Genomic DNA, 20831 nt, shown 5'->3' with positions numbered 1-20831 from the left:
TCCGGACACTCACACGGAGCGTCCGACGCAAGCCAGCATGGTCGGACAGGCAAGGACGCGGCGCACTCGGAAACTCAGCACTCGGAACGGGGAACCCATGGGATCGGCACTCGAGGTGGCGGTGTTCGGCGCGTACGGGCACACCGGGCGGTTCGTCGTGGCGGAACTGCGCGAGCGCGGGTACGAGCCGGTGGCGTCCGGGCGGGACGCGGCCGGGCTCGGCCTGCTGGCGGACGCCCACGGCGGCGGCCTCGACACCCGCCCGGCCTCGGTCGACGACCCGGCGTCCCTGGACCGCGCCCTCGCCGGGACCGCCGCGGTCGTCAACTGCGCGGGCCCGTTCGCCACGACGGCCGCGCCCCTGATCGAGGCGGCGCTGCGGGCCGGTATCCCGTACGTCGACGTCGCGGCGGAGATCGAGGCCACCGCGGACACGTTCGCGCGCTTCGGGGAACGGGCCCGGGCGGCGGGCGCGGTGATCGTCCCGGCGATGGCCTTCTACGGCGGGCTGGGCGACCTTCTGGCCACGGCCGCGATGGGCGACTGGACGGCGGCCGACGAGGCGCACGTCGCGTACGGGCTGAGCGGCTGGCACCCCACCGCCGGGACCCGCACGGCGGGCGCGGTCTCCCACGAGCGGCGCCAGGGCCGGCGGGTCCGCTTCCGCGGCGGACGTCTGGAGTACCACCAGGACGGCCTGACCACCCTGAAGTGGCCCTTCCCGGAGCCGATGGGCCCCCGGGAGGTGGTGTCCGAGTTCACGATGGCCGACGTCGTCACCCTCCCCAGCCACCTGCGTGTCCCGGAGGTCCGCACCTACATGGCGCTCGAAGCGGCGGGCGACCTGGCGTCCCCCGACACGCCCGCCCCCACCGCGACCGACGCGCACGGCCGCTCCGACCAGACCTTCGTCGTCGACGTCCGCGTCCGCTCCGGCGCCGAGGAGCGCCGCGCGGTCGCCCGGGGCCGCGACATCTACGCCGTCACGGCCCCCCTCGCGGTCGAGGCCACCACCCGCATCCTGACGGGCCGCACCCACAGGGTGGGCGTCGCCTCGGCGGGCGAACTCTTCGACGCGAGGGACTTCCTCCGAGCCCTGTCCCCGCACGTGACGGTGGATGTGCCGTCCAGCCCGTCCGGCGTTTGAGGACGAGGCCCGCGGGGCCGTCGGGGGTCCGGGGCGGCAGCCCCCAGGGCCGGGACGGGAAGGGGTGGCGGGGGCGGGAAAAGACCTGTCCACCCCCGTTCACCGGTTCGGTCCCGGGTAAGGGAACGGTAAAGCGGCCTGGATCGTTCACGGGTCATGACAGCTATGACCCCCGGCTCGAACATCCCGCTCTCCGCCCCGCGCGTGACGGTGGACGTCACCGCCCCCGTGCGGCTCGACGTATCGGGCCTGCTGCTCACCGCCGACGGCAAGGTGCGCTCCGACGACGACTTCATCTTCTACAACCAGCCGGCCGGCCCCGGCGTGACGTACCGCTCGGGCGGCGGCACGTCCCCCGACGCGATCGTCGTCGACACGGCGGCGCTCCCCCCGGGCATCGAGAAGATCGTCGTCACCGCCAGCCCCGACGCCGCGGGCCAGACCTTCCAGGGCATCGAGCCGACGGCAACGATCCGCAACGCGGACGACAACACCCCGCTCGCCACGTTCACGCCCCCGCAGCTCGGCGCGGAGACGGCCTTGGTGGTCGTGGAGATCTACCAGCGCAACGGCGCGTGGAAGGCCCGCGCGGTGGGCCAGGGGTACGCCGACGGCCTGGCCGGCATCGCGACGGACTTCGGTGTGTCCGTGGAGGAGCCGGCCCCGGCCCCCGTGGCCGCCCCGGCGCCCCCGACCCCGACCCTGGTGACCCCGCCCCAGCCGGCGGCCCCGCCCACGATCCAGGCCCCGCCGCCCCCGGCCGCGCCGCCCGCCACGGGCAAGATCAACCTCGACAAGGGCCGGGTCAGCCTCCAGAAGAACCAGACGGTGTCCCTCGTCAAGGGCGGCCGTCCCCTGCTCTCCCAGGTCAAGATGGGCCTCGGCTGGGAACCGGCGTACCGCGGCAAGGACATCGACCTCGACGCCTCGGTCATCGCCTACGGCCCGCAGCGCAACCACATCGACAGCTGCTACTTCGGCAAGCTCTCCATCGTCAACGGCGCGATCAAGCACTCCGGCGACAACCTCACCGGCGAGGGCGGGGGCGACGACGAGACCATCGTCGTCGACCTCGGCAGGCTGCCCCAGGAGGTCAGCGGCCTGGTCTTCACGGTCAACTCCTTCTCCGGCCAGAAGTTCACCGAGGTCGCCAAGGCCTACTGCCGTCTCCTGGACGCCTCCACCGGCGAGGAACTCGTGCGCTTCGACCTGACCAGCGCCGAGCCCCAGACGGGCGTGATGATGGCCAAGCTGATCCGCCAGTTCTCCGGCGAGTGGGAGATGACGGCGATGGGCGACTTCGTGAAGTCCCGCACCGTGCGCGGCATGGTGAAGCCGGCCGCCCAGGCGCTGTAGAGGACCGGCCGCCCGAGGCCCCACCCACTCACCGCTCCAGGACCGGCCTCCGCCCGCCGGGCGCCCGACCCGCACACGCGGCACGGCGTCCACCGGCTGGCGGGCGCCGGTCGGCGGGCGGCGGGCGGCGACCGCCGGAGGGCGCCCTGGCGCGCCCGCGTCAGAAACCCGGGCGGAGTCGCGCGGACCACGGTCTCGAAGCCGGTTCACTGGTTCGGCCCGCGGCTCACGGGCTTGTCGTCCTCGCCGCGCACGATGTCCGGGTCGATGGCGTCGAGATCGGCGATGCACGCCGAGAAGGTCGCGGTGTCCGGCGCCGGCGGCAGCCCCGCTGCCACGCGTGCCACGCAGGCGTCGGGTGCGACCGGGCGTTCGACGAGGAACGGGAGTCCGCCCGCGACCGGGTGCCCGACCGGGCCCGGGCGGGCGACCGTGACCGCGGCCGGCCCTGCCCGGCACCGGGCGACGGTTCCCACCCGGGCAGCCGCTCCCGCCCGGCGTCACCCGGCTCCGCCAGGTCCCGTCACCCGGCTCCGCCGGGCCCCCCCGCGCGCTCCGTCCACCCGCCACCACGGCCGCGACAGCAGCCCGGCGAGCAGGGCCCCGGCCGCGTTGACCAGCACGTCGTCCACCGAGGAGACCCGGTCGAGGCGCAGCGCGTACTGCGCCGTCTCGACCAGCACCGAGCACCCCGCGCCCAGCGCCAGGACCCGTCCCGCGGACGCCATCGCGGCGAACCGCACGGGCGCGAAGAACCCCAGCGCCGCGAAGATCACGAGGTTGCCGAGGATCCCGAGCCAGCCCATCGTGACGAGATCCCGCAGCGGTACGAGACTGACCCGGGCGGGCGCGTCGGTCCCGGCCGCGCCGCCCGGCATCAGGGTGAGCCACACGAGGGGAACGGTCCCGTAGACCATGCCGACCTCGGCGACCGACAGCCGCCACGCCCCGGCGACCCCGGCCGCGCGCCGGCGCCAGGCAAGGGCCCCCGCCACGAGCACGGCCGGCGGCACGGCGGCCACCAGGACGAGCACCACCCCGTTGAACGTGTCGAGGCAGCCGTGCCACCGCCCGGCCGTGCACGCCGGGGCGGCCATCAGGAGCGGTCGCCGCATCACCACCAGGAAGCCGGCCAGGGCGACGAGCACCAGGGCGAGCGGCACGATCCCCCGCGCGCGGCGAGGAGGCGGCGCCGAGGGAGCGGGCGGGACCGACAGAGCGGGGTCGTGGGTCATGCCCTCATTGCAGCCGAGGGGCCGTCGCCTCGCCGTATGCGTTTTCCGATACGCCCGCGATACACCCGGCCCCACCGCCTCTCCCGGTCACATCTTCGTGGCCCCCGCCGCCAGGTCCCGCAGGAAGTGCCGGGCCCCGATGAGGAACACGACGATCAGCGGCACCACGCTCATCAACGCCCCGGCCATCACCACCGCGTAGTCGGTGTTGTAGGCGACGTTGAGGTTGGCGAGGGCGACCTGGAGCGTGACCTTGTCCGGGTCGATCATCACGACCAGCGGCCAGATGTAGTCGTTCCAGAGCTGGATGAAGGTGAAGATGCCGAGGAACGCGAGCGCGGGCCGGAACAGCGGCAGCGCGATCCGCCAGTACAGGCGGAAGAAGCCGGCGCCGTCGATCCGTCCGGCGTCCAGGAGTTCGTCGGGCAGCGCGTTGCTGGCGTACTGCCGCATCCAGAAGATGCCGAACGCGTTGGCGGCCCCCGGGATGACCAGCGCCTTGAGCGAACCGGCCCAGCCGAAGTGCGCCATGGTGACGAACTGCGGGACCAGGGCGAGCTGCGCCGGGATCATGTACGTCGCGAGGAGCACGCCGAAGAGCAGCTTGCGGGCCGGGAAGTCGTACTTGGCGAAGGCGAAGGCGGCCAGCGAGTCGAAGAACAGCACCAGCACGGTCCCGGCCACCGACACCACGACGGTGTTGAGGAGCGAGCCGAAGAAATCGATCCGGTCGATCACCGACCGCATGTTGTCCAGGAGATGCGGGCCGGGGATCAGCTTCGGCGGGTAGGCGAAGATGTCCTGCGTCGTCCCGGACGCCATCACCACCAGCCAGTAGAAGGGGAACAGGGACAGGACGACGCCGAACAGCAGCGTCAGCCGTACGCCGGCCCGGGACAGGCGGCTGCCGGAGCCGATGACCAGTCCGGCGTCGGAGGTGGCGCGTTCAGCGGCCATCGCGCGAACCCCCCTTGCGCAGCAGGGAGATGCGGGAGCGGCTGCCGTCCCGCTCGTTCCCGGACACCAGGCGCCAGTTGACGATCGCGAAGAGCGCGATCAGGGCGAACAGCGACCAGCCGATCGCGGCGCCGTAGCCGAACTGGTGGTCGTTGAAGGCCTTCTGCCACAGATAGAGCACGATGGTCATGCCTTCCTGGCCCGGTCCGCCGGTGGTGCCGGGGTCGTCGGAGTAGAACAGCACCTGCGACTCGGTGAAGATCTGCAGGCCGTTGATGGTGGACGTGATGACGGCGAAGAGGATCACCGGCCGCAGCTGCGGGACGACGACCCGGAAGAGGGTCTGCCGGCTGTTCGCGCCGTCGACCTTCGCCGCCTCGAACAGCTCGGTGGGGATGGCCTGGAGACCGGCGAGGAAGATCAGCGCGTTGTAGCCGACCCACCGCCAGATGATCATGAGGGAGATCGCCGACTTGATCCCCAGCGACGAGGTCAGCCAGTCCACGCCGCCCAGCCCCACCGCCTTGAAGAGGGAGTTGGCGAGCCCCGCCTGCGCGAACACCGACCCGAAGACGATGGTCATGGCCACCATCGAGGTGATGTTGGGGACGAAGTACGCCACCCGGTAGGCGGTCGCGTGCCGCACCTGCGAGTTGAGCAGGAACGCGATGACCAGCGCCAGGAACAGCATCGGCACGGTCGACATGAACCAGATCTGGAAGGTGTTGAGGATCGAGTGCCAGAACACCGGGTCGTCCAGCAGCCACTTGTACTGCTGGAGCCCGACGTACCGCATGCTCCCGATGCCGTCCCAGTCCTGGAAGGACAGGTAGAGCGAGAAGAACACCGGGAAGGCGCCGAACACCGCGAAGAGGATGTAGTACGGCGAGATGGCGAGGTAGGGCGGGAGGTGGCGGCGCAGGCGGCCACCCGGGGCGCGCCGCCCGCTCCCCTCGCGTTCGCCGCCGCGCGCCGCCGGCGCCTTGGACGTGCCCGTGACGGTCGCCATGTCAGCTCACCCCCCACTGGGAGAGCGCCGACTCGGCCGCGTTCATCGCGTCCCGCCAGGCCTTGTCGGGGTTCTTGCCGAGCGTCTCCACGTTGGTCAGCTCCTGGAAGACAGGGGTGTTGGCCGTGTTCTCGTACGGGCTGAAGTAGATGACCGGCGCCTTCTCGGCCGCCGGGCCGAAGACGTCGACCGGTGCCTGGCCGCCGAAGAAGGGGTCCGGTTCCCGCATGGCGGGGCGGGAGTAGACGGACGGGGTGGTGGGGAACAGCGCCATCTCCCGGTAGGCCTTGAGCTGGTTGTCCGGGCCGAGCAGCCACTTCAGGAAGGCGAACGCCCCTTCCGGGTCACGGCAGTAGCGGGTGATCGTGACGTACGAGCCGCCGTAGTTGGTGGGTCCGTCCGGCAGGGAGGTCAGCCGCCAGGCGCCCGACGTCTTCGGCGCGACCTGCTTGAGGCCCGCGAGGTACCAGACGGCGGTGGTCATGGTGGCGACCCGGCCGCCGCTCACCGCCGAGTTGTAGTCCGGCGTGGCGTCCAGGACCCGGGCGCTCAGGCCCTGCCGGTACGTCTCGACCGCCAGGTCCCAGGCACGCTTCACATGGGCCTGGTCGCCGATGAACCGGTTGTCGACGTCGACGAACTGCTTCGGGCTCTGGTAGAGCGCCATCCGGAAGACGTAGCTGATCTGCGAGATCAGGTACGGGTGCGTGGGCGCCTTGGCCTTGAGCTGCTTGCCGACCTCCAGGTACTTCTCCCAGGTCGAGGTGGCCTCGGCGACGTCCTCCGGCTCGGTGGGCAGTCCGGCCTTCTCGAACAGGTCACGGCGGTAGTAGAGGGCGGTGGGGCCGGCGTCGAGCGGGAAGCCGATCATGCGGCCGGTGGGGCTGATGCCGCTCTTCCACTTCCAGTCCAGGTACTGGTCCTCGACCGTGCTCGCGCCGAGTTCCCTCAGGTCCAGGAACTCCTGCTCGTCGGGGAAGAACACCGACACGTCCGAGTTGGCCGCCGCGAGGTCGGGCACGTACGCGCGGGCCGCCAGGCTGGTGCGGATCCGCGACTTGTAGTCGCCGGCGATCGGCGACCCCTTCACCTTCAGCCCCGGCACCCCGGGCACCCCGCGTGCGGCGGTGGCCAGCAGCTTGTCGCTGAGCGCCCCGTTCCAGTACCAGATGCTGAGGTGGTCGGTGCCCGCGGAGACCGAGCCGTCGGTGCTTCCGCAGCCCGACAGCCCCAGCAGCGCGGCACCCGCGCCACCGAGGGAGGCGCCCAGCAGGCGCCTGCGGGACAGGGGTGGATTTGGCATGGGCGGCGCGCTCGCTTTCGGGGACGGCAACAGGGGACAACGTTGTCTCGCAGTGACCCGTGAACGTTCACGTGAACGTTGCCGTCGAGTATCGAGGTGGCCGAAAAGGTGAGTCAAGGCATCTGCGCCCGTTATCTGCGTTCAGCGGGATGTACGACGGTCAGAAGGCCGCACGAAATCGGCAGCGCAGAGCGTACGAAGTCGCGAGAAAAGGGATGGATCTGGCGGGCGGAGGGCGAGGGACCGGCCGGGCGGGCGTACGGCGATCAGGCCGAGGCCCGTACCACCAGTTCCGGGATCACCCAGGCGTCCGCGCCGCCGAGCGGTTCCTCGCCGGCCCGCAGCCGGGCGACCTGCTCGACGGCCAGCATGCCGAGGCGCCGTTTGTCGATGTGCAGGGTGGTCAGCGCGGGCTCCACCAGCTCGCCCAGCGCGAGCCCGTCGAAGCCGAGGACGGCCAGGTCGTCCGGCACCCGGCGCCCCGCGCTGCGGGCGGCCCGCATCGCGCCGACGGCGATCAGGTCGTTGAAGCCGACGACCGCGGTGATCCCGGGCTGTCCGGCCAGCAGCCGGGCCGCACCGGCCTCGCCGCCCGCCACACTGTGCTCGGAGCAGAGCACGATCCAGCTCTCGTCCACGGGCAGCCCGTGCCGTCGCGCCTCGCGCAGGAACGCCGTGCGGCGCGGTCCGGGACCGGAGAGGCCGTCGCCGTCGAGCAGGCCGATCCGGCGGTGCCCGGCGTCCACGAGGTGCGCCATCCCCTGCCGGAGACCGGCGGCCACATCGATGCCGACGGCGCCGAAACGGGTCTGCTGGGGACCGCGCTCCAGCAGCACGAGCGGGACGCCGCCCAGGAGCCGGGCGAGCACGGCGTCGTCGTTCTTGAAGTAGCCGACGACCGCGTCCGCCTGGTGCGAGAGCACGTCGAGGGCCTCGCGCTCACGGTCCTCGTCGGCGCGGGAGTCCCACACCACGACCTGCCAGCCGCGCTGCTCGGCGGCCTCCAGGACCCCGGCGGCCACCTCGGGGAAGAACGGGTTGCGCAGGTCCGGGATGACCAGACCGGTGGTCACCCCGCCCTTGCTGACCATGCCCCGGGCGAACCGGCTCGGCCGGTAGTTCAGCGTCCGGACGGCCTCCAGGACCCGTTCCTTGGTCGCCGGGTCGATCTCGCCCTTGTCGTTCACGGCACGCGACACCGTCTGCCGGGAGACCCCGGCGAGCTGCGCGACGTCATGGATCGTCGTCCGCCGCCGGGTCCCCTCGGACCGCCCGGCTCCCGGCTTACGCTGCTGATTGTCCGCCCGCACGCGTGCACTGTATCCGGCCGCGGGACCTGCTAGAACAGCGCGCTGTACCCGTTCAGCGCCGGCTGGCCGCCGAGGTGGGCGTAGAGCACGGTCGCGTCGCGCGGGATCTCCCCGCGCTCGACCAGGTCGATCATCCCGGCCATGGACTTGCCCTCGTAGACGGGGTCGGTGACCATGCCCTCCGTGCGGGCGGCGAGGCGCATGGCGGCGAGGGTGGTCTCGTCGGGGATGCCGTAGATCCCGGCGTGGTAGCGCTCGTCGAGTTCGACGTCGGCCTCGGTCAGCTCGCGCCTCACCCCGATGAGCCGGCCGGTGTGGTGGGCGATGCGGGCGATCTGCTCCTTGGTGGCGGCGGGCTTGGCCGAGGCGTCGATGCCGAGGACCCGGCGCGGACGGCCGCCCGCCTCCTCCAGCGCGGCGAACCCGGCGATCATCCCGGCCTGGGTGGACCCGGTCACCGAACAGACGACGACGGTGTCGAAGAAGACCCCCGACTCCTCCTCCTGCGCCGCGACTTCGTACGCCCATCCGGCGAAGCCGAGCCCGCCGAGCGGATGGTCGGAGGCGCCGGCGGGAATCGCGTAGGGCTTGCCGCCCGACTCCACGACGTCCCGCAGCGCCTGCTCCCAGCTCTCCTTGAAGCCGATGCCGAACCCCGCCTTGACCAGGCGTACGTCGGCTCCGGCGAGGCGGCTGATCAGGATGTTGCCGACCTTGTCGTACACGGCGTCCGGCCAGTCCACCCAACTCTCCTGGACCAGCACGCACTTGAGTCCGGCGCGGGCGGCGACGGCCGCGACCTGGCGGGTGTGGTTGGACTGGACGCCACCGATGGAGACGAGGGTGTCGCAGCCCTGCGCGAGGGCCTCGGCCACCAGGTACTCCAGCTTGCGGGTCTTGTTCCCGCCGTACGCGACACCGGAGTTGCAGTCCTCGCGCTTGGCCCACAGCGACGCCCCGCCGAGGTGCGCGGTGAGCCGCTCCAGCGGGTGCACGGGCGAGGGACCGAAGAGGAGCGGGTAACGCTCGTAGGAAGAAAGCGACATGGGGACCTCCGAAGGGGTTCAGTCGTGGTCGGCGAGTTCGGCCAGCCCTCGCCAGATCTCCGTGGTGACCCGGACCGCTTCGTCCACGTCACCGGCCGCGCAGGCGTCGATGAGCTGCTCGTGCAGCCCGGCCGAGAGGCAGTGGCCGCCCTGGGAGAAGCGGCGGCGTTCCAGCCTGCGGATGAGGGGGGTGTAGCGGGCCGCGGTCGCGGCGGCGGCCCGGTTGCCGCTGACCACGACGAGGATGTGGTGCAGTTCGTCGTCGGCCTCCAGCGCGGCGTCGACGTCGCCGTCCCCGACGGCATCGGTGAAGCGCTCGTTGGCCGCGCGCATCTCGCCCACGTCCCCCGCGTCCAGCCGGGGCACGGCGATCCGGGTGACCAGTTCGTGCATGGCGCACACGACCGCCGCCGCGTCCCGCACATCGGCCATGAGCAGCGGCGTCACCCGGGTGTAGCTCTGCGGCTTGCTCTCCAGCAGCCCCTCGTCCACCAGCCGCGAGAACGCCTCCCGCACCGGTGCCCGCGACAGCCCCAGCCGCTCCGCCAGATCGGCGTCCCGGACGACCTCCCCGGGCGCGAGCTGCCCGATGACGATGGCGTCCCGGATCGACTCGTAGGCCCGGTCGCGGAGGAGGGAGCGGGGGAGGCGGGTGAGGGGTGACTGCATGAACTGAAATGTTAGATGTCACATGTGACCGCAGACAAGACCCCAGACACGACAACGGCCCGCACTCCCCCGAAGTGCGGGCCGCGCCTCACCTCCGACTAGGCCGTCCAGGGCCAGTCCGCGTCCCGGGCGTTCTCCAGCAGAGGCACCATCCGGAACGCCGCGTCCGAGAGGCCGCCGAACGTGTGCCGGTTCGCCGTGCCCGACGGGCCGTGGCCCGCCCGGTACCCGGCGAGGTTCCACGTGTAGACGGGCACCTCGGCGGGGACCTGCTCGGTCGGCCCGCCGTGGCGGCTGTGGGTGTACTGCTCGTCGGTGACGATCAGCACACGGTCGTGTCCCCGGTAGTGGCGGCGGACCGCCTCGGTGGTGTCGGTGCCGCCCAGGTCGCCGAAGCGGTCGAGGATCTTCAGCACCGACTCGCCCCGGCCGTGCGTCACCGGGGAACTGCTGGAGCCGAACTGCACGAGGTCGGCCCGCTCCGCGCGCAGCGCCAGCGCCGTGCCGAAGATCGCCGCCGCGTCGGCCCGGTTGAGCTGGGAGCGGTCGGACAGCCGCGCCCACATCGAGCCGGAGCGGTCGACGAGGATCAGCGAACGGCCGGGCAGCGCGGGCACGTTGGCCAGCGAGTGACCGAGCGCCTGTTCCAGCGGGTACGCCCAGCGCAGCGACGGCGCGTGCCGGTACGCGGCCAGGTAGCGGAAGGGGAACTGCCGCGACCGCGCGACCTCGGCGGGGTCGCTGATCCGTGCCGCGACCAGCGCGGCGACGTCGTCGCCGACTCCGGCCTCGTCGAGATTGCGCAGGTTTCGGGTCAGTGCCATCGCCCCCATGGAGGGGATGACGGCCTCCCAGGCCGCCTTGTCCAGCGGCCCCTGGAGCCAGCCCGCGAGGGCCTCCCAGGTCATGCCCGCCTCGGCGAGCCGCTCGGCGCCGCCCTCGGAGGTGACGACCGCGCGCCGCTCCTCGACGGGCAGTGCCATCAGCGCCCGGTGGGCGGTGAGCAGACGGTTCGACGCGGGCGGCACGGCCGTGTCCGGGTTGTGCCGGCGGTCGAGCGCGTACTGGAACAGCTCGCCCTGCCCTGCCTTGGCGGGGTCCGGCGCCGCGTGCACCAGGTTGAGGATGTCGCCGAAGCGGTACCCCTTGGAGGCGGTGTCGTACTTCAGCAGGGACCTGCCGCTGTAGAGGCGCCGTACGGCGTCGGCGACACCGCGCTTGACGGGCTTGGGCACGTTGCGGCCGTACGTGGCGGTCCAGTAGCCGAGCATCTCGCCGGGCTCGTCCGGGCGCTGGAGCACGGAGGCGACGACCTGCCGGTTGGCGGGGCCGTCGGTGGCGCCCGCGTCGAGGCGTGCCTTCACGTACTCGGCGGCGCCGACGAGGGCCGCGGTGCGCAGGTTGCCCTCGCCGCGCAGCCAGCCGAGCAGGCCGGCGGTCCAGACGGGGTCGGTGACGGCGAGTTCGCGGACGAGACCGGCGTAGCGGTCGTCGCGGGTGTCGCCGGGCTCGTAATAGGTCTGCTGGGAGACGAAGTCGGCGATCGCGAGCAGGAAGAGCTCGGAGCGCGCGTCGCGCTCGCTGCCCCGGCCGCCCTCGTAGGTGCGCAGGACGCGGCCGGTGGAGGTCACGCGGGACGTGGGACGTGCTCTCGCGGCACGCGTGTTGAATCGCGCCATGGTGAATTCCCCCCGAATTCAGTGGTGTTCCGGAGAAAGGCGCGACAGACGGAGGGTGCCCGAGATCCGGGGTCGGCGACGGACTTATCAACTGGCGCGTCTTCCGTTCCGCCACACCGGCGCTGAGCCGATGACGGGATTCGAACCCGCATCCGCATTTCTGCGGACCAGTTCCCTGAAGTAACCGTTGCCTGCGCACCGGGCACCCACCGTGGGTCGCGCCTCCCGAGATCAGGTCGGCGGCGGCGTGGGATTCTTTTGAGAGAAGAAGTAGCCGCAGCCCGCGCACCGGGAGGTGCGATGAAGTTGTGGTGTCCAGAGATCGAGGCCGGCGGAACCGACGTAGGTGCTCTGCCCCTGAGCTACACCGGCGCGTGGTACCGGTGGCGGGACTCGAACCCGCGACCGCCCCATTATGAGTGGAAGTAGGTCCTGCCTTCGCACCTGGACGTTCTTCACTTTAGGAGGCGGGCCGCGGGACGGGCCAGCTATTAAATTCAGCCGCGCTTCTGCCGTTTCCACGGCCCCGTGACGGCGAGCATGATGCCGGGGGTCTGGATGTTGGCGTAGAGGGTCTTGCCGTCGCAGGAGAAGGTGACCCCGGTGAACTCGCTGTATTCGGGCTCGTCCTCGGTGCCTATGTTGAGGTCGTTGCGGGCGATCGGGTAGGTCCGGCCGCTGTCGGTGGCGCCGAAGAGGTGCTGGACGCCTTCGCCGTCCTCGGCGATGACGAGGCCGCCGTAGGGGGAGACGGTGATGTTGTCGGGGCCGTCGAAGGCGCCGTCCTGGGAGGGGTCGGGGTTGACGCCGAGGAGGACCTTGAGGGTGAGGGTGCGACGCTTGGGGTCGTAGAACCAGACCTGGCCGTCGTGCTGGACGGGGCTCTCGTCGCGGGCGTAGGAGGACACGATGTAGGTGCCGCCGTCGCCCCACCACATGCCTTCGAGCTTGCGGGCGCGGGTGACCTGGCCGTCGGTGAACTGCTTGCGCACGGCGACGGTCCGGGCGTCGCGGTCGGGGACCTCGACCCAGTCGACGCCGTAGACGGTGCCGGTCCTCGTGGCGCGGGAGAGGTCGTCGACGAACTGGCCGCCGGAGTCGAAGCACTTGAAGGCTTCGAGGACGCCGGCGTCGTCGGCGAGGGTGCGGAACCTGCCGCGGCCGTGGTGGAAGCCGTGCGGCGGGGTCCAGCGGAACAGGAGTCCGTTGGGCGAGGACGCGTCCTCGGTGAGGTAGGCGTGGCCGCGCTTGGGGTCGATGACGACGGCTTCGTGGTCGTAACGGCCGAGGAACTTCAAGGGCTTGGGGCCGCGGTTGGCCCGGCGGTCGATCGGGTCGACCTCGAAGACGTAGCCGTGGTCCTTGGTCATGCCGTTGGTGCCGGCCTTGTCGGAGTTCTCCTCGCAGGTCAGCCAGGTGCCCCAAGGGGTGCTGCCACCCGCGCAGTTGGTGGAGGTACCGGCGATGCCGACCCATTCGGCGACCTGGCCGCCCGGGCGGACCTCGACGACGGTGCAACCGCCGGAGGCGGCGGGGTCGTAGACGAGGCCCTCGGTGAGGGGGACGGGGTACTTCCAGTTGGCGCGGGGGCCCTTCAGCTCGTGGTTGTTGACGAGGAGGGTGGTGCCGCGGGGCCCCTCGAAGGCGGCGGTGCCGTCGTGGTTGGAGGGGGTGGTCTCCCCCGACTCCAGCGTCGTCCTGCCGCTGTAGGTGATGACGCGGTACGTGAACCCGGCCGGGAGCGCGAGGATGCCGTCGGGGTCGGGCAGCAGCGGTCCGTAGCCGACGCCGCCGCCGTGACCGGCCGCCTCGCTCTCGGTCTCCGTGGACGCGAGGGCGTTGGGCGCGGTGGCGAGGGCGCCGACGGTGCCCGCCAGCGCGACGCCGGCGCCGGTGATCGCGGAGTTTCTGGCGAAGTCCCTGCGGGTGAGCGACATGCGGTCTCCTGAGCGGTGTGTGTGGCCGTGGAGGGTGGCGACCTCGATCGGCGCCACCGTCCCGCCCACGTCTGAACAGGAGTTGAACTCGGGGCGACGTCGGCGGACTCGCTTCCGTGAATCCGTACGGCGGCACTCACGGGAACCGCAAGGGCACCACGAGCCGGGTGGGCACCACGAGCCGTGTGGGCACCACGAGCCAGGTGGGCACCACGAGCCAGGTGGGCACCACGAGCCGGAAAGGCCGGACACGGTGGCCCGCCCGTCGCTCAGCCGCCCTGCTGCGAGCGGGCCTTGAACGCGGCCTTGCGGGCCTCCTTGGCGATCTTCTTGTCGGGGTGGAGGCGGCCCATGGCTTCGAGCACGTCGGCGGTGGCGGGGTGGTCGACGCGCCAGGCGGCGGCGAAGAACCCGCTGTGCTGCTGGGCGAGCCCCTCGACGAGTCCGCGGAGCTCCTCGGAGTTGCCCTCGGCGGCGAGCTGGGCGGCGAGGGTGTCGACGGTGAGCCAGAAGATCATCGTCTCGGAGGGCGGCGGTACGTCGCCGGCGCCGTGTTCGGCGAGCCAGACGCGGGCCAGTCCCCCGAGTTCGGCGTCGTCGAGGACGTCCCGCAGGGCGGGTTCGGCCTCGGGGCCCAGGAGGGACAGGGCCTGCTGGCAGCGCAGACGGCGCAGCGGGGCGCCCTCGTCGGCTCCGCGGCTGGCTGCGAGCAACTCGCGTGCGGCGGGGAGGGGTTCGCGGCGGGTGAGCCACTGCTCGGTCTCGGCCTGCGCGGCGCCGGGCGGGAAACCGGCGGTGCCGTCGAGGAGGGCGTCGGCGCCCTTGTCGGCGAGGTCTCCGACGGCGGGCGCCTCGAAGCCGGCCTCCAGGAGCCGGGCCCGCAGCCCGTACCGGCCGAGCGGGGTGAGCCGGACCATGCCGTAGCGGGAGACGTCGGTGTCGTCGACGGGGGCGGCGGGTTCCTCGTCGGCGTCGGCCATGAGGGCCTCGTCGACGGGCTGGTACTCGACGAGGCCGACGGGTTCGAGGAGGCGGAACTGGTCGTCCAGGCGCATCATCGCGTCGGACACCTGTTCAAGGACGTCGTTGGTGGGTTCGCCCATGTCGCTGGGCACGATCATCGAGGCGGCGAGCGCGGGCAGCGGTACGGGTGCCTCGCCGGGGCCGTCCTCGGTGGCGGTGAGGAGGTAGAGGTTGCCGAGGACGCCGTCGAGGAACTGTGCCTCGGCCTCGGGGTCCCAGTCCAGGGAGGAGAAGTCGATCTCGCCGCCTTCGTCCATGGCGTCGACGAGGTCGTCCAGGTCGGGGACGGCGGCGTCGGCGAGGACGCTCTCCAGGGCGGTCAGCCACACGCCGAGCACCTCGCCCGGCGAGCCGCCGCCGGTGAGCACGGCGAGGTCCTCGCCCGCGGTGACGGTGCCCTCCTCGTCGTCGGTGATCTCGACGAGCCCGGTGTCGACGGCGGTCCGCCAGGCCTCGCTCGCGTGGGCGGCGGCGTCGTCCCCGGTCAGGTCCAGTGCCGCGGCGGCGGCCGGGAGCTGTGCCTCGACGAGTCCGCCGCCGGCGTCCACCCGGGTCGCGGGCCCGGCCCAGCGGGCGAGCCGGGCGGCCCGGGACAGCAACGGCGTGGACAGCGCGTCCCGCGCCAGCTCCGCTTCGGGGTGCAGCCGCACGGGCGGCAGGGGGGAGCTGTCTGACATCGGCGGCTTCTCCTAGGGGGCGATCCGGGTGGCGGGCGACTCGGGAGGGCGTGTCGTACCGCTCAGCCGCTCAGCCTAGACGGATTTCCACCCATGCCGCCCGGTTCATCTGCCCGCCGCCCCTCGTACATGGCCGAATCCTTGACAACTGACCTGATCACGCAGGAGATTACGCGCGTAGAAACCTGCTGGACATGTGTTCACCGAGTGCGGGGAGCCGGTCCGTGCCAGGTTTCTACGCGCGTCACACCGTCCCACCGGTGACGGCTCCCGCCGTTCGTCGCGGCTCCGTCAACGTCTCCTCGCAGCTCCGTCTCGTCTCCTCGCAGTTTCACCCTCGTCCCGGCGCACCACGTATGTCCCCGGAGGGATTCCGTTGCCGAGCAAGTCTTCCGCGCGTCTCGCCGCGCTCACCGTCGCCGCCGTGTGCTCCGTCGCGTCCACGGTGGTCCTGACGTCCCCCGCGCACGCGGACTCCGTGCGCATCCATGACATCCAGGGCACGACCCGGACCTCCCCGTACGCGGGTCAGCAGGTCACGGACGTGTCCGGTGTCGTCACCGGCATCCGTACGTACGGTTCGTCGCGGGGGTTCTGGATCCAGGACCCGGACGCGGACGCGGATCCGGCCACCAGTGAGGGCGTGTTCGTCTTCACCGGCTCCACCCCCAAGGGTGTCGCCGCCGGTGACCTGGTGACGGTCTCCGGCACGGTCACGGAGTACGTGCCCGGCGGCAGCACCTCGGGCAACCAGTCGGTCACCCAGATCTCCAAGCCGGTCACGACGGTCGTCTCCAGCGGCAACGCCGTCCCGGCCGCCACGGTCGTGGACGCCCGGTCGGTCCCGGCCGCCTACGCCCCGGCCGGGGACAGCGCCGCGGGCGGTTCGGTGGGCGCCCTGACGCTGCTGCCCACCCGCTACGCCCTGGACTTCTACGAGTCCCTGGAGGGCATGAACGTCCAGGTCGCGGACGCGCGCGTGGTCGGCGCCAGCGACCCGTACACCGAGCTGTGGGTCACGGTGAAGCCGCGGGAGAACACCTCCCGCCGCGGCGGCACGGTCTACGGCTCCTACGCGTCGCAGAACACCGGCCGGCTCCAGATCCAGTCGCTCGGCGCAGCGTCCGCCTTCCCGGTGGCCGATGTCGGCGACGTCCTGGCGGGCACCACCGCCGGCCCCCTGGACTACAACCAGTACGGCGGTTACACCCTGGTCGCCCACACGATCGGCGCGCTCCAGGACGGCGGCACCGAGCGGGAGACGACCCGCGCGCAGCAGCGGGGCGAGCTGGCCGTCGCGACGTACAACGTGGAGAACCTGGACCCGTCGGACGCCACGTTCGAGGAGCACGCCGCCGCGATCGTGAACCACCTCAAGTCGCCCGACATCGTGTCCCTGGAGGAGATCCAGGACGACAACGGCGCGTCGGACGACGGCACGGTCTCGGCCGGGGTGACGGTGCGGAAGCTGATCGACGCGATCGCCGCCGCGGGCGGCCCGGCGTACGACTGGCGCTCGATCGACCCGGCGAACGACAGCGACGGCGGTGAGCCGGGCGGCAACATCCGTCAGGTGTTCCTCTTCAACCCGGAGCGGGTCTCCTTCACCGACCGCGCGGGCGGTGACGCCACGACGGCCGTCGGCGTGACGAAGGTGCGGGGAAAGGCGGCCCTGACCGTCTCCCCGGGCCGCATCGACCCGACGGACACGGCCTGGGCGTCCAGCCGCAAGCCGCTGGTCGGCGAGTTCGTCTTCCGCGGCAAGACCGTCTTCGTGATCGCCAACCACTTCAACTCCAAGGGCGGCGACCAGGGTCTGACCTCGCAGTACCAGCCCCCGGCCCGCGGCTCGGAGACCCAGCGCCATCAGCAGGCGACGCTGGTGAACGCGTTCGTCAAGGACGTCCTCGCCGCCCAGAAGAACGCGGACGTCGTCGCCCTCGGCGACATCAACGACTTCGAGTTCTCCGGCACCGCCGAGATCCTGGAGTCGGACGGCGCTCTGTGGTCGGCGATCAAGTCCCTGCCGAAGAGCGAGCGTTACTCGTACGTTTACCAGGGCAACGCGCAGGTCCTGGACCAGATCCTGGTCTCCCCGGACATCCGGCGCGGCTGCGACCTCGACTACGACAGCGTGCACATCAACGCGGAGTTCCACGACCAGATCAGCGACCACGACCCGCAGGTGCTGCGCTTCAAGCCGTGACGACCGCCCGGCCCCGGCTCCGGCTCAGCGGGGCCGGGCGAACGTACGGTCCAGCCAGCCCTGCCAGGCGGCCTCGCACGCGCCGATCTCCGCGTCGGCGCCCGGGGCGAAGTCGTGCAGGGAGACGCCGACCGGGTGGCCCCAGTGGTTGCGCCCGAAGATCCGGGTCAGGCTCCGGTCGGTGCGCAGCCCGATGAAGTACGGGTCACGGAAGTCGACGACGGCCTCGAACGCGTCCGGCCCCTGGACCGTCACCTTCGTCCCGGCGCCGACGCCCTCCCCCAGCCCGAGGGCCCGCGCGACGGCTTCGAGCGCGTCGGGCGCCTTGGACGCCTCGGGCCCGTCGAAGGTCGCGAAGGCGACGGGACGGGGCGCGAAGTGGACCAGGTACTCGCGCAGGGTGTGCAGATAGAAGTCGGTGTGCTTCGCGGCGCCGTCGTACTGGTTGTCCCAGTCGTCGACGAAGATCCCGCTGTGCACGTACCGCACCCAGGCCCGCTTGCCGTCGTCGCGCGGCTCGATGGTGTAGTCGAGCTGGTTGGCGCTCTGCTCGGAGATCTCCTCGACGTTCTCGACCCGGTTGGTGTACCGGTGGGGCGGCTCCCACGCGGTGACGGTCGACCCGAAGGGGCCCTTCCCGCCGACGCGGGGCTCGGGCGGCTCCATGGGCCACAGATAGCCACCGGTCCCGGCGGTGACCGCCTCCCACACCTCCTGGGGCGAGGCGTCGACCTCGAACTCCCGGACGATCTCGAACTCTTTGCCTGCGGTCATGATCTACTCCACCTCGTTCTGCTGCGATGGGCCTTGCTGCGGGGCGTGTCGCTCCGCCTCGTCCTGCTGCTTGAGCGTGGGATGGACGGCGACGACGATCCGGTGGTCCCGGCCGCCCGCCGCGCCGGGGGCGTCGTACTTCCGCACCAGCGCGCTGACGCCTGCCGTCAACTCCTCGATGAACGCGGCCCGTTCGGCGGCCGAGGCGAACCGCACCTCGCCGTCCAGGGCGTACGTCGCGAGCCGCTTGCGCGCCTTGGTGGCGCCGGTGATGAGCGCGCCGACGTCCCGCACCAGGCGGGCGCCGAGCGCGAGCAGCCAGCGCGCGGAGAGCTGGTCCCGGAACCGGTCCGGGTCGGGCTGCACGGCGGCGAGCGCGAGCGGCGAGATCACGTACGACGCGGCCGTGGCCCGCATCAGCCGCTCGGTGACGTTCCCCTTGCGCCGCTCCCCCGCCAGCTCGACGAGGCCGTGCCGCTCCAGCGCCTTGAGGTGGTAGTTCACCTTCTGCCGGGGCAGCCCGACCTTCGTGGCCAGCATCGCGGCCGAGGCGGGCCCGGCCGCCAGCTCGGCGAGCAGCCGGGCCCTTATGGGGTCCAGGGAGACCGCGGCGGCCTCGGGGTCCTCGATGACGGTGACGTCCAGCATGGGTCCACCGTCTCACCGAAAACTTTTTTTGTCCAGGCGAAGAATGTTGTCGGTCTGAGTCCGAGGGAAGCGGGGGAGGCGGCCTCAGGTGGCGGGGATCAGCCCGAGGACGTGCTCGTACCGGCGGACCGTGCCGCTCCGCACGCCCGGCCAGTTCCGCACCCGCTCCCACGGGGCGGTGGCCGAGCCGATCCCGTCGCCGGGTGCGGCGAGGGCCTCGCGGTGCGCGCGGGCGCTCTCCCACTCGGCGTAGTTGAGGACGCGGGTCCCGTCGGTGTTCAGGTGGAAGTGGGCGCCGATCCCGCCGGGAGGCGGCTGCGGGTCGCTGTCGAGCGCCTCGAACACGGCGTCCACCCAGGCCCGTTGGCGCTCCGGGTCGGGTCCGTCGAACTCGACGTCGACGATCACGACGCACCCGGGCACCCGGGGGTCGTCCTCGCGGGCGGCACTCCGGTAGTGGCGGAAGCGGTCGAGCCGGACGCTTTCGATGCCGGGTACGGCCGAGTCGATCTCCTCGACGCGCTCGTCCCGGTGCGTCGTGCGGTACCCCTCGAACGCCGCCTCGTCCGTCCACCGCGAGTGGTGCAGCAGCGTGGTGCCGTCCTCCCCGGCGTACACGTGGTACGACAGCAGCCCTCGGGCCGGCCACGCCCGCCGCTCCCACGCCCGCGCGATCGCCGCGACGGCGAGCCGCTGCCGCTCGGGCGTCCCGACCCGCCAGGTGCTGAACAGGGGTGCACCCACGCGGGGATCGGCCGGATCGGGGTGCTCGTCGGTGCGTCGGGTCGTCATGCCGCCTCCACAGGTCGCCGGTCGCCGTGTCACGACGACGACCCTCCGCCCTCAAGCGGGCTTGAGGTCAAGCGGGCCGCGACGGGGACGGTCCGGCGGTCACCCCCGCGGACCCGCGTCCCCGCCCCGCTCACCGAGGCGCGCGAGCTGGGTCTGGAACCAGTCGAGCCGCGCCTGCAACAGAGCCGCCTCGGCGGCGAGTTCGGGCACGCCCAGGCCGTCCTCCGGGCCGGGCGCGGCGCCCCCGCCGGCCGCGACCACCCGCAGCCCCTCCCCCGCGAGCCGCGCGAAGGACGGGAGCGAGACGGACGTACGGCCGCCCACGCACCCCGCGCAGGCGGGGGCGAGGGCGAGCCGGCCGGGCCTGCCCCAGTGGGCGTCGGCGAGGGCGGTGGCGACGGCGCCGCAGGCACAGGGGCCGACGGTGGCGGTGCGGACGCGCTGACGGGCGTAGCGGAAGCCGAGTTCGAAGCGGAGGTAGCGGCCGAGGACGAGCACGTCGAGCAGGACGGCGGTGCGATGCTCGGCGGTGCACAGCATCGCCTCGGCCGTCGCGCGGTCGTGGACGCAGTGGAAGCCGCAGTCGCAGCGGCGGTGCGGCGCCCGGTGCCGCAGGCCGTAGACGCAGGACGCGTCGGCCAGGACTCCGTAGGGCAGCGCGCCGCCGAGCGACACACCGGTGAACCCGGCCCGGGTGCCGTCCTGGGACAGCATCGGGTGGGCGATCTTGTATCCGGTCGGCGGCTCCGTCGGGTGTTCCTCCGGAAGCCGCGGCCTCACCGGGCGGCCGGGACCTCTTCGGGGGCCCGCACCGCCTCGGACTCCGCGACCGTGCCGGGGATTTCGGTGACCTCGGCGATGCCGGTCTCCGGTTCGTCGGTCCGCGGCCGTTCCTCCGCGACTCCGGTGGCGAGTACCTTGCCGAGCTTCATGACGCCTCCCATGACCTGGGGCCGATGACCGTCCTCGCCATGGTGACCCACGGATGCCCGTTCTGGACATAGGGCCTCTGCGCACCCACCTCTCAGCAACACTTACCCGTACCTTGTAGAAGAATTAAGTG

At 72.1% G+C, this 20831-nt stretch carries 19 protein-coding genes; 3 read left to right on the top strand and 16 right to left on the bottom strand.

Features of this window, described 5'->3' with window-relative positions; genetic code table 11:
* Positions 1-97 precede the first annotated feature (97 nt).
* Positions 98-1147: a saccharopine dehydrogenase family protein gene (locus tag ACIPSE_RS19600; RefSeq protein ID WP_401664290.1), complete on the top strand. Its 1050-nt coding sequence runs from the start codon at positions 98-100 to the stop codon at positions 1145-1147.
* 165 nt (positions 1148-1312) lie between these two features.
* Positions 1313-2503 carry a TerD family protein gene (locus tag ACIPSE_RS19595; RefSeq protein ID WP_401664458.1) on the top strand — a complete coding sequence of 397 codons (1191 nt, stop codon included), beginning with the start codon at positions 1313-1315 and terminating at the stop codon, positions 2501-2503.
* A gap of 206 nt (positions 2504-2709) precedes the next feature.
* Here the strand turns inward: ACIPSE_RS19595 and ACIPSE_RS19590 are convergent, their stop codons facing one another.
* The 11 genes from ACIPSE_RS19590 to ACIPSE_RS19540 all read right to left on the bottom strand — a co-directional run bounded on the left by ACIPSE_RS19590 (position 2710) and on the right by ACIPSE_RS19540 (position 15348).
* Positions 2710-2979 (bottom strand): hypothetical protein, encoded by a 270-nt coding sequence (locus ACIPSE_RS19590; protein WP_401664288.1) that lies wholly within the window; start codon positions 2977-2979, stop codon positions 2710-2712.
* Positions 2980-3003: 24 nt separating this feature from the next.
* Positions 3004-3738: a VanZ family protein gene (locus ACIPSE_RS19585; RefSeq protein ID WP_401664286.1), complete on the bottom strand. Its 735-nt coding sequence runs from the start codon at positions 3736-3738 to the stop codon at positions 3004-3006.
* A gap of 87 nt (positions 3739-3825) precedes the next feature.
* The gene (locus ACIPSE_RS19580; protein ID WP_401664284.1) at positions 3826-4695 is read right to left on the bottom strand and encodes a carbohydrate ABC transporter permease; all 870 of its coding nucleotides are present in this window, start codon (positions 4693-4695) and stop codon (positions 3826-3828) included.
* Complete coding sequence (locus tag ACIPSE_RS19575) at positions 4685-5704, bottom strand: carbohydrate ABC transporter permease (protein ID WP_401664282.1); 1020 nt, start codon at positions 5702-5704, stop codon at positions 4685-4687. Before ACIPSE_RS19575 ends, ACIPSE_RS19580 begins: the two co-directional genes overlap by 11 nt.
* 1 nt (position 5705) lies before the next feature.
* Positions 5706-7007 (bottom strand): ABC transporter substrate-binding protein, encoded by a 1302-nt coding sequence (locus ACIPSE_RS19570; protein WP_401664281.1) that lies wholly within the window; start codon positions 7005-7007, stop codon positions 5706-5708.
* Positions 7008-7273: 266 nt separating this feature from the next.
* On the bottom strand, positions 7274-8317 hold the full coding sequence (locus ACIPSE_RS19565) for a LacI family DNA-binding transcriptional regulator (RefSeq protein ID WP_401664278.1): 1044 nt from the start codon (positions 8315-8317) through the stop codon (positions 7274-7276).
* Positions 8318-8346: 29 nt separating this feature from the next.
* Positions 8347-9363, bottom strand: coding sequence for a 1-aminocyclopropane-1-carboxylate deaminase (locus ACIPSE_RS19560; RefSeq protein ID WP_401664275.1), 1017 nt, complete (start codon positions 9361-9363; stop codon positions 8347-8349).
* An 18-nt stretch (positions 9364-9381) separates the two neighbouring features.
* On the bottom strand, positions 9382-10032 hold the full coding sequence (locus ACIPSE_RS19555) for a GntR family transcriptional regulator (RefSeq protein ID WP_401664272.1): 651 nt from the start codon (positions 10030-10032) through the stop codon (positions 9382-9384).
* A 98-nt stretch (positions 10033-10130) separates the two neighbouring features.
* Positions 10131-11711: a TROVE domain-containing protein gene (locus ACIPSE_RS19550; RefSeq protein WP_401664269.1), complete on the bottom strand. Its 1581-nt coding sequence runs from the start codon at positions 11709-11711 to the stop codon at positions 10131-10133.
* 497 nt (positions 11712-12208) lie between these two features.
* Positions 12209-13648, bottom strand: a complete 1440-nt coding sequence (locus tag ACIPSE_RS19545; protein ID WP_401664266.1) for an alkaline phosphatase PhoX — start codon at positions 13646-13648, stop codon at positions 12209-12211.
* A 269-nt stretch (positions 13649-13917) separates the two neighbouring features.
* Positions 13918-15348: a hypothetical protein gene (locus tag ACIPSE_RS19540; RefSeq protein ID WP_401664263.1), complete on the bottom strand. Its 1431-nt coding sequence runs from the start codon at positions 15346-15348 to the stop codon at positions 13918-13920.
* Between the two features lie 376 nt (positions 15349-15724).
* Here ACIPSE_RS19540 and ACIPSE_RS19535 point away from each other — a divergent pair, with 376 nt between their 5' ends.
* Entirely contained in the window at positions 15725-17554 is a 1830-nt protein-coding gene (locus tag ACIPSE_RS19535) for an endonuclease/exonuclease/phosphatase family protein (RefSeq protein WP_401664260.1), read from the top strand.
* Positions 17555-17578: 24 nt separating this feature from the next.
* On the opposite strand, the gene ACIPSE_RS19530 is transcribed toward ACIPSE_RS19535, so the two are convergent.
* The 5 genes from ACIPSE_RS19530 to ACIPSE_RS19510 form a co-directional block, all read right to left on the bottom strand.
* Complete coding sequence (locus tag ACIPSE_RS19530) at positions 17579-18328, bottom strand: SRPBCC domain-containing protein (protein WP_401664258.1); 750 nt, start codon at positions 18326-18328, stop codon at positions 17579-17581.
* Positions 18329-18331: 3 nt separating this feature from the next.
* Positions 18332-18976 (bottom strand): ArsR/SmtB family transcription factor, encoded by a 645-nt coding sequence (locus tag ACIPSE_RS19525; protein ID WP_401664255.1) that lies wholly within the window; start codon positions 18974-18976, stop codon positions 18332-18334.
* Positions 18977-19060: 84 nt separating this feature from the next.
* Complete coding sequence (locus ACIPSE_RS19520; RefSeq protein WP_401664252.1) at positions 19061-19768, bottom strand: antibiotic biosynthesis monooxygenase; 708 nt, start codon at positions 19766-19768, stop codon at positions 19061-19063.
* A 99-nt stretch (positions 19769-19867) separates the two neighbouring features.
* Positions 19868-20548, bottom strand: coding sequence for a hypothetical protein (locus ACIPSE_RS19515; protein WP_401664250.1), 681 nt, complete (start codon positions 20546-20548; stop codon positions 19868-19870).
* Entirely contained in the window at positions 20545-20700 is a 156-nt protein-coding gene (locus ACIPSE_RS19510) for a hypothetical protein (RefSeq protein ID WP_401664247.1), read from the bottom strand. Before ACIPSE_RS19510 ends, ACIPSE_RS19515 begins: the two co-directional genes overlap by 4 nt.
* Positions 20701-20831: the final 131 nt, after the last annotated feature.

The sequence above is a fragment of the Streptomyces sp. NPDC090106 genome (assembly GCF_044747265.1).
Classification (GTDB): Bacteria; Actinomycetota; Actinomycetes; order Streptomycetales; family Streptomycetaceae; genus Streptomyces.
This window is presented reverse-complemented; position numbering and strand designations above follow the sequence as displayed.

Coding starts and splice junctions, on each gene's coding strand:
- ACIPSE_RS19600 (WP_401664290.1), top strand. CDS start 98: ATGGGATCGGCACTCGAGGTGGCGGTGTTCGGCGCGTACGGGCACACC.
- ACIPSE_RS19595 (WP_401664458.1), top strand. CDS start 1,313: ATGACCCCCGGCTCGAACATCCCGCTCTCCGCCCCGCGCGTGACGGTG.
- ACIPSE_RS19585 (WP_401664286.1), bottom strand. CDS start 3,738: ATGACCCACGACCCCGCTCTGTCGGTCCCGCCCGCTCCCTCGGCGCCG.
- ACIPSE_RS19580 (WP_401664284.1), bottom strand. CDS start 4,695: ATGGCCGCTGAACGCGCCACCTCCGACGCCGGACTGGTCATCGGCTCC.
- ACIPSE_RS19575 (WP_401664282.1), bottom strand. CDS start 5,704: ATGGCGACCGTCACGGGCACGTCCAAGGCGCCGGCGGCGCGCGGCGGC.
- ACIPSE_RS19570 (WP_401664281.1), bottom strand. CDS start 7,007: ATGCCAAATCCACCCCTGTCCCGCAGGCGCCTGCTGGGCGCCTCCCTC.
- ACIPSE_RS19560 (WP_401664275.1), bottom strand. CDS start 9,363: ATGTCGCTTTCTTCCTACGAGCGTTACCCGCTCCTCTTCGGTCCCTCG.
- ACIPSE_RS19555 (WP_401664272.1), bottom strand. CDS start 10,032: ATGCAGTCACCCCTCACCCGCCTCCCCCGCTCCCTCCTCCGCGACCGG.
- ACIPSE_RS19550 (WP_401664269.1), bottom strand. CDS start 11,711: ATGGCGCGATTCAACACGCGTGCCGCGAGAGCACGTCCCACGTCCCGC.
- ACIPSE_RS19545 (WP_401664266.1), bottom strand. CDS start 13,648: ATGTCGCTCACCCGCAGGGACTTCGCCAGAAACTCCGCGATCACCGGC.
- ACIPSE_RS19540 (WP_401664263.1), bottom strand. CDS start 15,348: ATGTCAGACAGCTCCCCCCTGCCGCCCGTGCGGCTGCACCCCGAAGCG.
- ACIPSE_RS19530 (WP_401664258.1), bottom strand. CDS start 18,328: ATGACCGCAGGCAAAGAGTTCGAGATCGTCCGGGAGTTCGAGGTCGAC.
- ACIPSE_RS19525 (WP_401664255.1), bottom strand. CDS start 18,976: ATGCTGGACGTCACCGTCATCGAGGACCCCGAGGCCGCCGCGGTCTCC.
- ACIPSE_RS19520 (WP_401664252.1), bottom strand. CDS start 19,768: ATGACGACCCGACGCACCGACGAGCACCCCGATCCGGCCGATCCCCGC.
- ACIPSE_RS19510 (WP_401664247.1), bottom strand. CDS start 20,700: ATGAAGCTCGGCAAGGTACTCGCCACCGGAGTCGCGGAGGAACGGCCG.